Genomic DNA, 10,438 nt, shown 5'->3' on the forward strand with positions numbered 1-10,438 from the left:
GGGCTGAGCGAGCGGCAGTTGCGCAGACGCAGCCTGGACGCGTTCGGCTACGGGCCCAAGACGCTCGCGCGTGTGCTGCGCCTTCAGCGGGCGCTGCGGCTGGCGGCCGGCGGCATGCCGCCCGCCGGGGTCGCCGCCGCCGCGGGCTATGCCGACCAGGCTCATCTCTCGCGTGAGGTCAGGGCGTTGGCCGGGGTGCCGCTGACGCGGCTGACCGCCGGGGACGGCGCGGCGGACCGGGACGACGGGACGGATCGGGACGACGGAACGGACCGGGACGGCCGGACGGTTCAGGACAGCGGCGCGAACAGGTCGACGCCGTTGCCGTCCGGGTCGGCGACGACCGCGTAGCGCTGTCCCCAGACGGCGTCCCAGGGCTCCTTGTGGCTCTCGTACCCGGCGTCCGTCAGCTCCGCGTGCAGCCGGTCGACGCCGGCCGGGCTCTCACAGAGAAAGGCCAGGGAGACCCGGCCCGCGCCGCGCGGACCGGACTCCCAGTCCGGGTCGAAGGAGCGGACGGTCTCCTCGGTGTCCCAGGCGATGCGCAGCCCGCCGGGCAGCGCCGCCTCGACGTGCGGTTCGCGGTCGGCACCGGCCGGGAGGTCCAGGCCGAGCCTGCGGTAGAAGGCCAGCGAGGCCGCCATGTCGGCGGTGACGAGGCCGATGAGGTCGAAACGTGGTGTCATGCGCGGCACGGTAGGCGGGCCGCAGCGCGCCGGTCTTGAACGAAACGGACACGGTGGGCCGCGGCGGCCCCGGCCCCACGCGCACCCCCACGCTCACTCGTGCTCCCTGTCCTCGCGATCTCGACGCGCTCACCGCCCCCGCGCGCAATGTCCAGGGGCACCACACCTTGCCCGTACGTCATGGTCCGAGCCGCCAGCTTGCTTCCGGTTCTGCAACGGTGCGCAGGCGAGCGCTTCCCCTCGCGTCTTCCGCTCGTCAGGATGCGCCCGGAACGGACGGCCGGAGCAAGCGAGGTGGACCATGGCCGGGAGAGACGCGACGGACGGGACCGAGGCGGGCGGGTCCGGGACGGACGGCACCGGGACCGGAACCGGGAGCGGGACCGACGGGACCGAGGCGGAGCAGCGGCACCCCGAGACACCGGACGCCGGGAAGGACCCGCGGCCCGGCGGCACGGCAGCGCCACCCGAGGAGCGCGAGACGCTGCTCGCACGCACCGCGCTGCGCTTCACCGCCTTCACGGAGAGGTGGCTGCCGGACGCCTTCGGGTTCGTGCTCGTCGGCACGTTCCTGATCTTCGCGCTCGGGATGTCCACCGGCGAGCGCCCCACGACCCTCGTCGACGCATGGGGCAAGGGCTTCTGGTCGCTGATCGAGTTCACCCTGCAGATGGCGATGATCATCATCGGTGGGTACGCGGTCGCGGTCTCCGCCCCGGTCGCCAAGCTGATCGCCCGGCTGGCGCGCATACCCCGCTCGCCCCGCGCGGCGATCACCTTCACCGCCGCCGTGGCGATGGCCAGTTCGTATCTCAACTGGGCGTTCAGCCTGGTCTTCTCCGCCATCCTCGCCAAGGAGATCGCCCGCGTCGTACGGGGCGTGGACTACCGCGCGATCGGCGCCATGGCCTTCCTCGGACTGGGCACGGTGTGGGCGCAGGGCCTGTCCGGGTCGGCGGCGCTCCAGGTCGCCAGCGCGGTCTCCAGCCCGAAGCCCGTACGGGACGTCATCGCCGACGGCCGCGGCGGCGACGGGCTCATCCCGCTCACCGACACGATCTTCACCTGGCAGAGCCTGCTGGCCACCGCCGTCGTCTTCGCCGTCGCCCTGACCATGGCCTGGTTCCTCACGCCGACGCCCGCGCGGGCGAAGACCGCGGAGGACCTGGGCATCGAACTGCGGCCCCTGGTACAGGAGAACGCCCACAAGGTGACGCGCTCCCGCCCCGGCGACTGGCTGGAGAGCAGCCCCGTCTTCACCGTCCTGATCGGGCTGCTCGGACTCTGGTATCTCGTACGGCACTTCGCGGGCGCACCGGGCAACCCCGTCGAGGCGCTCGACCTCAACACCGTCAATCTGATCCTGCTGCTGCTGGCGCTGTGTCTGCACTGGCGGCCGATCCGGATGGTCGACGCGGTGCGCCGCGGGGCGCCCGCCGCCTCCGGAGTGCTGCTCCAATTCCCCTTCTACGGCGGCATCTTCGGCATGATCGCCTTCACCGGCATCTCCAAGCAGGTGGCGGGCTGGCTGGTGAGCGTCTCCAACGAGCTGTTCTTCGCGCCGCTCATCGCGCTCTACTCGGCGGTGCTCGGCGTCTTCGTGCCCAGCGGCGGCAGCAAGTGGGTCATCGAGGCCCCGTACGTGATCGACGCGGCCAACCAACTCCACGTCAACCAGGGCTGGATGGTCGTCGTCTACGACCTCGGCGAGGCCTCGGCGAACCTTCTCCAGCCGTTTTGGATGCTGCCCACGCTGGCGATCCTGGGGCTCAAGGCGCGCGACATCATGGGCTACACGTTCGCGATGTTCCTCGCCTGCTTCCCCGCCGTACTGGTCATGGTGACGCTGCTCGCCGGGACGCTGCCCTTCCCGTGAGCGGACCGGCGGGGGCTCGTCGGGACCCGGAGACCGGCCGGGCCGCGCGCCGCCCTCGTACGGGATGACAGGCTGGGGCCATGAGCGACGACGCCCGGATTCTGACCGTGCTGACGACGACCGCCAGCGAGGAGAAGGCACGCGAACTGGCCGCCGGTGCCGTACGGGAGCGCGTGGCCGCCTGCGCCCAGATCAGCGCGCCCGTCACCTCCGTCTACCGGTGGGAGGGCGCCGTGCAGAACGACCCGGAGTGGCAGGTGCTGTTCAAGACGAGCAGCGCGCGCTACGACGCGCTGGAGGCGTATCTGCACCGTACGCACGACTACGACGTGCCGGAGATCATCGCGACGCCGGTCGTGCGCGGCGGCGAGGGCTATCTCGCCTGGGTCGAGGAGGAGACCGCGGCACCGGCCCCCGGGAGCTGACCGCTTCCCGGGGGCGGACGGCCCGGCGTACGCCGACGTCCGCGCGCATGCGCACGCCCGGCCGTCCGTGCGCACACGCCCGTACGTGAACGACCCGGCGGGCGGGGCCCGTTCAGCCCTGCTCCTCCAGCGCGGCCGGGTCCATCCACACGACCTCCCAGTGGTGGTCGTCGAGGTCGTAGAAGCTGCGCCCGTACATGAAGCCGAGGTCCTGCGGGTCGCCCGCGGGGGTGCCGCCCGCCGCCAGCGCCTTGTCGGCGAGGTCGTCGACGTCTGCTCTGCTCTCCGCGCTGAGCGCGAGCATCACCTCGGTGCTCGTACGGGAGTCGGCGACGTCCTTCTTCGTGAACGACTTGAAGAACGGCTCGACGAGCAGCATGGCGAAGATGTCGTCGCTGATGACGAGGCACACGGCGTTGTCGTCGGAGAACTGCGGGTTGAAGGAGTAGCCGAGCCGCGTGAAGAACTCACGGGACCTGGCGAGGTCCTGCACGGGGAGATTGACGAAGATCTTGGTGGACACGGTGGGCCGCCTTTCCGGTGTTTTCCCTGTGTCCATGGGGACCGGGGGAGCGGCGGCAACTCATCGGTGCGGCCGGAGATTTCCCGGGGCGGCCCGCGGGGTCATCCGGTCGGATCGAGGACGATCTTGCCGACGTGGCGGCGCTCCTCGAACCGCGCCTGCGCCTCGTGCAGCCGGGAGAGCGGAAAGCGCTCGTGGATCAGCGGCCGTACGGTGCCCTTCCGTGCCGCGTCGGCGAGCTGGGCGAACTGCGCGGCGGTGTGCATGGACGAACCGATGAGGGCGACGTTGTGCACATACAGCCGCCGCAGATCGAAGGCCGTCCGGTAGCCGGCCATGGCGCCCGCGGTCACCCACCGCCCGCCGTCGGCCACATGCGGCAGCAGGTGGGAGATCCAGTCGCCGCCGACCACGTCCAGCACGGCGGCGACCCCGCCGGGTGCGGTGTCGTGCAGCCGCTCTCCCAGCGCGTCGGGTCCCTCGTCCCGGTCGAGGGCGAGGGCCGCACCCGCCTCCAGGACCCTGCGGTGTTTGCTCCGCGACGTCACCGCGATCACCCGGCATCCGGCTGCCGCCGCGAGTTGCAGCGCCGCGTGGCCCACGCCGCCGGACGCCCCGGTGACCAGGACGGTGTCCCCGGCGCCCGCGGCGGCGCGGTCGAGCATGCCCATGGCCGTCCCGTACGCGACGGGCAGCGCGGCGAGTTCGTCGTCGCCGAGCGGGGAGCCGGTGACGTCGTGCAGCCGGTCCGTCCGTACGGCGACGTACTCGGCGAAGCCGCCGTCGGCCTCGCTGCCGAGCAGCCCGACGGGCAGCGCGTGGGGGTCCTGGTCGTCGGCGTAGAGCGCGGGGTCGACGAGGACGCGGCGTCCCCGTAGTGCCGGGTCGGTCCCCGGACCGGTGCTCTCGACGACGCCGGCGATGTCGCCGCCCTGGATGCGCGGGAAGGCGACGGGGCCGCGCCACCCGGCACGGGCCTGCGGATCCCCGGGCGCGCCGTACGCACCCTGACGCGTCCAGATGTCCGTGTTGTTCATGCCCGCGGCCGTGACCCGGACGAGCGCCTGGCCGGTCTGCGGGACCGGCGGGGGCACGTCACGGATCTCGACGGCGTCCGGGCCGCCGAACCGGGTGAGGAGCGCCGCTCTCATCGTGGACCTCTTCCGATCGCTGACATCCGTACCGGCCCGAGTACGGGCCTGAATGCGGACCTGATATCTATACTGACCTGTGAACCCCACCGTAGGTATACAGATCTGTAAAGGCAAGTGATGACCAGCCGCTCCGCCGGATCCGAACGGCCGAAGGCCGAACCGCCGCAGTCCGCACCGCCGCTCACTCCCGGTGCGCGCAGAATCCTGGACACGGCGGCCGAGCTGTTCTACGAACGGGGCATCACGGCCACCGGCGTCGACACCGTCGCCGAGGCCGCGCAGATCACCAAGCGCACGCTCTACAACCGCTTCGGCTCCAAGGACGCCCTCGTCACGGCGTATCTGCGGGAGCGCGACGAGCGCTGGCGCGCCCTGGTGACCGAGGCCGTCGAGGAGCGCGCGCCCGGTCTTCCGCGGCTGCTCGCGCCGTTCGACGTGCTGACGTCCTGGACGGCCTCGAACTCCCGGGGCTGCGCGTTCGTCAACGCCCTCGCGGAGCTGCCGGATCCGGCACACCCCGCGCACCGGGTGGCCGCGGAGGAGAAGAAGTGGCTGCGAGCCCTCTTCGTACGGCTGCTCGGCGAGAGCGGGCTGAAGGGCCGCGAACGGGGCGAACTGGCCGACCAGTTGGTGTGCCTGCACGAGGGCGCGCTCGTGCTGCACTCCCTGCGCCCCGGCCCCGCGGCCCTGCGGCCCGCCCGCGCGGGCGCGAGAACTCTGCTGCGGGCGAAGGGAATCGGCGCCGGCTGAGCGCACTCCTCCGGCAACTCCGGTGCGGCGCCTGAAAGTTGGGGCGGCGGTTCCGGTACGGCCTTACGACGCCCGCAGCAGCAGCGTGACGAAGCCCAGCGTCCCCCGGTAGCCGCGCAGCCAGCCCTCGCGGTGTGCGGCGGCGGCTTCCCATGCGTCGGCGCTGTCCGGGTGGTGCGGGTTGTCCAGGGCCCAGCGGGAGAGCGAGCCCGTCCACGACCACTCGTAGTCGTCCCATTCGCCGGGTGTGCTGACGTGGGCGTGTACGGGCGTCCAGCCGTCCGCGGTGACACGGTCGACGGTCGTGGCGAGATCGTCGAACTCCCCGGCGGACGCGCCCAGTCCGGCCAGCGCTGCGGGGGAGGGGGCGCACTCCCAGAAGCCCTCGCCGACGAGTACACGGCCGCCCGGCGCGAGATGTGCGCGGGCCGCGGCCAGGGCGGGCAGCAGTCCGCCGAAGGCGTGCGTGGCGCCGACGACGGCGACGAGGTCGAAGGCGTGCGGCGCGGTGAAGCGAGCGGCGTCGGTCTCGTGCAGCGTCAGCCGCTCCGTGAGCCCCGCCGCGGCGGCGGCCTCACGTGCCCCGGCCAGTGCGACGGGGGAGACGTCGACTCCCGTGCCGCGGACCTCCGGGCGGTCCGCGAGCGCCCGCAGGAGCCAGGCGGCCTCGCCGCAGCCCAGATCCAGTACGCGCTCGTCGCCGCGGGGCAGCGCCAGCGTGAGCAGACGGCCGACGGAGGCGTCGTCGAGCGGCGCGGCGACGGGATGGTCGCGGTGCGCGAGATGGCTGAGCTGCCGGCGGTCCATGGCGGCAGTGTGCCGCGCGGCCGGGTGCAGGGTCGCGTCAATTCCGCGCGGCGCAGCGGCTGTTGCACCGTACGGGGCCGTCCCCGAGGCCGTCTCAGCCGCCGGCCTCGTGCCCGCTCTCGTGCCCGCTCCCGTGGCCGCCCTCGCGTACGTCCCCGTCTCCGCTCTCGCGGGCCGCGTCCGCCAGCGCGCTGTCCACGCCCCGCTCGTGCGGCCCGAGGAAGTGCGGATCCGGTGCGACGCCCGCGTCGAAGGCGGCCTTGGCGGCGCCGGGGATCTCGCGCAGACCGCCCGCGTACCAGGTGGCGTCGCGCGGCTCGGCGACGCCCACGCCGTAGGAGTCGATGCCCGCCGCCCGGCACAGCGCGGTCGCGCGGCGGATGTGGAAGTCCTGGCTGACGAGCAGCGCGCGCCCGACGCCGAAGACACGGGCCGCGCGTGTGCAGGAGTCCCAGGTGTCGAAGCCCGCGTAGTCGGCCGCGATCCGCCGCCCGGGGACGCCCCGTTCGGCGAGATAGGCGCGCATGGCCTCCGGTTCGTCGTACTCCTTCCGGCTGTTGTCGCCGGAGACGAGCACCGCCCGCACCTTCCCCTTCGCGTACAGATCTGCCGCCGCGTCCAGCCGGTGCGCCAGATACGGGGAGGGCTCGCCGTCCCACAGGCCGGCGCCGAAGACCAGCGCGACGGGCGCGGACGGGGCGTGGGCCGTACCGGCCTGCGGCCGTACGTCGCCGGTGGACAGCCGCAGCCAGGTCGCGGGCAGCAGGGCGAGCACGCAGCACACCATCGCGGCCTGCACGGCACGTCTGCGGCGGGCGGTGGACCAAGCGGACCAGGCGGACCGGGCAAGCCGGGGTCGGCGCCCGGCGGTTCGCCCGGCGGTCCGCGTGGCGGGCGCGGGGTCCGGCTCGGTGCCGGGGCCTTCGGCGGCGGTCGTCTCGGGCACGAAAGCTGTGACGCGTCAACGGGCCTGCGCGGTTGCCCCGTTGGTACCGACGGTTCCCGCGGGCCCCTCGCTCCGGCCCGCCCCAGCCGTTCCCGTCTCCGCCGTCCCCGGCGCCCCGCCGCCGGCGGAATCGCGCTCCGCCCGCTCGACGCGTACCGCGCACACCTTGAACTCCGGCATCCGCGAGTCGGGATCGAGCGCCGGGTTGGTCACGGAGTTCGCCCGGCCCTCGCCGCCCCAGTGGAAGGGCATGAAGACGGTGTCGGGCCGGATCGCCCGTGTGACGCGCGCGGGCGCCACCGCGCGTCCGCGCCGCGAGACGACGGCGAGCGCGTCGCCGTCCCGTACGCCCAACTCCCGTGCCAGGCGCGGGTGCAGCTCGACGAAGGGACCCGGCGCCGCCGCGTTCAGCGCCCCGACGCGGCGGGTCTGCGCACCCGACTGGTACTGCGAGAGGACCCGTCCCGTCGTCAGCAGCAGCGGATGGCGCGCGTCCGGCTCCTCCGCCGCCGGGCGGTGTGTCACGGGTACGAAGCGGGCCCGCCCGTCCGGTGTGGCGAAGCGCTCGCGGAAGAGCCGCGGGGTGCCGGGGTGCGGGGTGTCCGCTGCGGGCCGCTCCGGGCAGGGCCAGAAGACCCCGTCCTCCTCGGCGATGCGGCGGTAGCCGATGCCCGAGTAGTCCGCCGGTCCGCCCGCGCTCGCCCGCCGCAGCTCCTCGAAGACCTCCTCCGGGTCGGTGGGGAAACCCCGCCGCCCGCCGAGCCGTTCGGCCAGTCCCGCCAGCACCTGAAGATCCGTACGGACGCCCGGCGGCGGGTCGACGGCCTTGCGGCGCAGCAGCACCCTGCCCTCCAGATTCGTCGTGGTGCCGGTCTCCTCCGCCCACTGCGCGACGGGCAGCACCACGTCCGCCAGACGCGCCGACTCCGACAGCACGACGTCGCACACGGCGAGGAAGTCCAGCGACCGCAGCCGCTGTTCGACGTGTGCGGCGCGCGGTGCCGAGACCACCGGGTTCGAGCCGGCGAGCAGCAACGTCCGTACGCCGCGCCCGAGTTCGTCGAGGAGTTCGTACGCGCTGCGCCCCGGGCCGGGCAGCGACGCGGGATCGACACCCCACACCCGGGCCACATGGGCGCGCGCCGCCGGGTCGTCGAGTCTGCGGCCGCCGGGCAACTGGTCGGCCTTCTGGCCGTGTTCGCGTCCGCCCTGCCCGTTGCCCTGGCCCGTCAGCGTGCCGAAGCCGGAGTACGGGCGTCCCGGACGCCCCGTCGCCAGACACAGGTTGATCCACGCGCCCACGGTGTCGGTGCCCTTCGCATGCTGCTCGGTGCCGCGCGCGGTGAGCACCATGGCGTGCCGTGCGCCCGCGAACAGGGCGGCGGCGCGCCGCAGTTCGGGCACGGGGACGCCGGTGACGCGCTCCACCAGCTCCGGCCAGTGCGCCATGGCGGCGCTGCGCGCCTCGGGCCAGCCGGTGGTCCTGGCCTCGATATAGCCGCTGTCCAGCGCGTCTTCGGCGACCACGAGGTGCAACAGGCCCAGCGCGAGCGCCAGATCGGTGCCAGGGCGCGGCGCGAGATGGAGGTCCGCCTGCTCGGCGGTACGGGTGCGGCGCGGGTCCACGACGATCAACGTGCCGCCGTTCTCCCGCAGTTCGGACAGCCGGCGCAGCGCCGGCGGCATCGTCTCCGCGAGGTTGGAGCCGACGAGCACGGCGCAGTCCGTACGGGCGACGTCCGCGAGCGGGAACGGCAGCCCCCGGTCGACGCCGAAGGCCCTGGTCCCGGCCGCCGCGGCCGAGGACATGCAGAAGCGGCCGTTGTAGTCGATCTGCGAGGTGCCGAGCACGACACGGGCGAACTTGCCCAGCGCGTAGGCCTTTTCGTTCGTCAGCCCGCCGCCGCCGAAGACGCCCACCGCGTCCGGACCGTGTGTGCGCCGCGTACGGGCCAGCGCCCCGGCCACCAGATCCAGCGCCTCGTCCCAGCCCGCGGGCTCCAGCTCGCCGGAGGCCGCACGCCGCACCAGCGGCCGGGTCAACCGGGCGCCGGGCGCGAGCAGTTCGGCGGCGGTACGTCCCTTGCCGCACAGCGCCCCCTCGTTGACGGGGAAGCCGGGCCGCTCGGCCACCTCCAGCACCGGGCGCCCGTCCGCGCCGTCCGCCGCCGGGCGCAGCGCCATGCCGCACTGGAGCGCGCAGTACGGGCAGTGGGTGTCGGTCGGAGGACTCGTGTGCGGGACGGACATGAACGGCAGCCTGCGGTACGTCTGTTACGGGTACGGGCGGCGCGCGTAACGCACCGGGGACGGGGTGCTCAGCGGCCGTGCGGAGCGACGGTGAGGAGCCGGTGAGAAGCGGGCGCGGTCCGGGCGAGGCACCGGGTGCGGCCGTATGAGGCACCGGTGCGGCGCGGTCGCCGTGAGGGCATCGCAACGCGGTGGCTTCGGCTCCGCAACGGCGGCGCAAAGACGCCCCGGCAGCCTGCCCCTATGACGGCCTCTCTCCCTCCCGCGTCCGCGTCCTCCGTCTCCGCGTCCTCATCGGCGTCCGCGCCCGCCCCCAACTCCGCGTCCGCTACCGCCCGTTCGGCGCCGCTCGCCACGTCCTCGCCCGCCTCGCCCGCGTCCGTGCCGCTGCACTGCCTCGACAGCACCGCCGGGCTCATGACGCGCTTCACCGCGCAGCTCACGGCCCAACTGCGGGCCCGGCACACCGCGGCGCACCCGTCCTTCGGCGGGGACGGCCCCGTTCTCGTCGCCGTCGCGCACGGCTCGCGCGACCCCGCCGCGTCCCGCACGGTCAGGGCGCTGCTCGACGCCGTACGGGCCGCCCGGCCGGGTCTGCGGGTGGTGCTCGGGCACCTCGAACTCGACGAGCCGTCGCTTCCGGAGACCCTGGCGGCGATCCCGTCCCACCGCCAAGTGGCCCTCGTACCCCTGCTGTTCGGGCCGGGCCACCATGTGAAGCACGACATCCCACGGGCCGTCGCCGCCTCCCCGCACCCGCACGCGGCCGTCGCCGCACCCCTCGGCCCGCACCCGCTGCTCGCCGAGGCGCTGCACGGGCGGCTGAACGAGTCGTACGGGAACGAGGCGTCCGGGAACGCGTCGTACGGGAACGAGGCGCACGCGGTGGACGAGCCGCACGGACCCGACGCCGTCGTGCTGGCCTGCGCCGGATCCCGCGACCCGGAGTCCGCCGACGGCGCCCGTCGCACCGCCGCCCGGCTCCGCGAACGGCTCGGCGGCTCCGTCCCCGTGCTGCCCG

At 74.0% G+C, this 10,438-nt stretch carries 11 protein-coding genes; 5 read left to right on the plus strand and 6 right to left on the minus strand.

Features of this window, described 5'->3' with window-relative positions:
• A partial coding sequence (locus AN218_RS32665) for a helix-turn-helix domain-containing protein (RefSeq protein WP_141747788.1) occupies positions 1 to 351 on the plus strand: 351 nt, incomplete at its 5' end.
• On the opposite strand, the gene AN218_RS32670 is transcribed toward AN218_RS32665, so the two are convergent.
• Entirely contained in the window at positions 291 to 686 is a 396-nt protein-coding gene (locus AN218_RS32670) for a VOC family protein (RefSeq protein ID WP_070020645.1), read from the minus strand. The two genes, AN218_RS32665 and AN218_RS32670, sit on opposite strands and share 61 nt — an antisense overlap.
• A gap of 301 nt (positions 687 to 987) precedes the next feature.
• Between AN218_RS32670 and AN218_RS32675 the strand changes: the two genes are divergently transcribed.
• The gene (locus AN218_RS32675) at positions 988 to 2,562 is read left to right on the plus strand and encodes a short-chain fatty acid transporter (protein WP_079132845.1); all 1,575 of its coding nucleotides are present in this window, start codon (positions 988 to 990) and stop codon (positions 2,560 to 2,562) included.
• Positions 2,563 to 2,642: 80 nt separating this feature from the next.
• Complete coding sequence (gene cutA / locus AN218_RS32680; protein ID WP_070020646.1) at positions 2,643 to 2,987, plus strand: divalent-cation tolerance protein CutA; 345 nt, start codon at positions 2,643 to 2,645, stop codon at positions 2,985 to 2,987.
• Positions 2,988 to 3,099: 112 nt separating this feature from the next.
• Here cutA and AN218_RS32685 read toward each other — a convergent pair whose 3' ends face one another.
• Both AN218_RS32685 and AN218_RS32690 read right to left on the minus strand, forming a co-directional pair.
• Positions 3,100 to 3,510, minus strand: a complete 411-nt coding sequence (locus AN218_RS32685; RefSeq protein ID WP_107421639.1) for a VOC family protein — start codon at positions 3,508 to 3,510, stop codon at positions 3,100 to 3,102.
• A 101-nt stretch (positions 3,511 to 3,611) separates the two neighbouring features.
• Positions 3,612 to 4,661: a zinc-binding dehydrogenase gene (locus AN218_RS32690; protein ID WP_070020648.1), complete on the minus strand. Its 1,050-nt coding sequence runs from the start codon at positions 4,659 to 4,661 to the stop codon at positions 3,612 to 3,614.
• A gap of 120 nt (positions 4,662 to 4,781) precedes the next feature.
• Between AN218_RS32690 and AN218_RS32695 the strand changes: the two genes are divergently transcribed.
• Positions 4,782 to 5,414 (plus strand): TetR/AcrR family transcriptional regulator, encoded by a 633-nt coding sequence (locus AN218_RS32695; protein WP_070020649.1) that lies wholly within the window; start codon positions 4,782 to 4,784, stop codon positions 5,412 to 5,414.
• 63 nt (positions 5,415 to 5,477) lie between these two features.
• On the opposite strand, the gene AN218_RS32700 is transcribed toward AN218_RS32695, so the two are convergent.
• The 3 genes from AN218_RS32700 to AN218_RS32710 form a co-directional block, all read right to left on the minus strand.
• Complete coding sequence (locus AN218_RS32700; RefSeq protein ID WP_070020650.1) at positions 5,478 to 6,221, minus strand: SAM-dependent methyltransferase; 744 nt, start codon at positions 6,219 to 6,221, stop codon at positions 5,478 to 5,480.
• A 94-nt stretch (positions 6,222 to 6,315) separates the two neighbouring features.
• Positions 6,316 to 7,167: a SanA/YdcF family protein gene (locus AN218_RS32705; RefSeq protein ID WP_420856047.1), complete on the minus strand. Its 852-nt coding sequence runs from the start codon at positions 7,165 to 7,167 to the stop codon at positions 6,316 to 6,318.
• A 15-nt stretch (positions 7,168 to 7,182) separates the two neighbouring features.
• The gene (locus AN218_RS32710; protein WP_079132846.1) at positions 7,183 to 9,417 is read right to left on the minus strand and encodes a molybdopterin oxidoreductase family protein; all 2,235 of its coding nucleotides are present in this window, start codon (positions 9,415 to 9,417) and stop codon (positions 7,183 to 7,185) included.
• Between the two features lie 243 nt (positions 9,418 to 9,660).
• Between AN218_RS32710 and AN218_RS32715 the strand changes: the two genes are divergently transcribed.
• Positions 9,661 to 10,438 (plus strand): sirohydrochlorin chelatase (locus tag AN218_RS32715; protein ID WP_244900900.1); only part of this gene is annotated, 778 nt, incomplete at its 3' end.

This window comes from Streptomyces nanshensis (assembly GCF_001751255.1).
In the GTDB taxonomy this organism is placed as follows: Bacteria; Actinomycetota; Actinomycetes; order Streptomycetales; family Streptomycetaceae; genus Streptomyces; species Streptomyces nanshensis_A.

Coding starts and splice junctions, on each gene's coding strand:
- AN218_RS32670 (WP_070020645.1), bottom strand. CDS start 686: ATGACACCACGTTTCGACCTCATCGGCCTCGTCACCGCCGACATGGCG.
- AN218_RS32675 (WP_079132845.1), top strand. CDS start 988: ATGGCCGGGAGAGACGCGACGGACGGGACCGAGGCGGGCGGGTCCGGG.
- cutA (WP_070020646.1), top strand. CDS start 2,643: ATGAGCGACGACGCCCGGATTCTGACCGTGCTGACGACGACCGCCAGC.
- AN218_RS32690 (WP_070020648.1), bottom strand. CDS start 4,661: ATGAGAGCGGCGCTCCTCACCCGGTTCGGCGGCCCGGACGCCGTCGAG.
- AN218_RS32695 (WP_070020649.1), top strand. CDS start 4,782: ATGACCAGCCGCTCCGCCGGATCCGAACGGCCGAAGGCCGAACCGCCG.
- AN218_RS32700 (WP_070020650.1), bottom strand. CDS start 6,221: ATGGACCGCCGGCAGCTCAGCCATCTCGCGCACCGCGACCATCCCGTC.
- AN218_RS32710 (WP_079132846.1), bottom strand. CDS start 9,417: ATGTCCGTCCCGCACACGAGTCCTCCGACCGACACCCACTGCCCGTAC.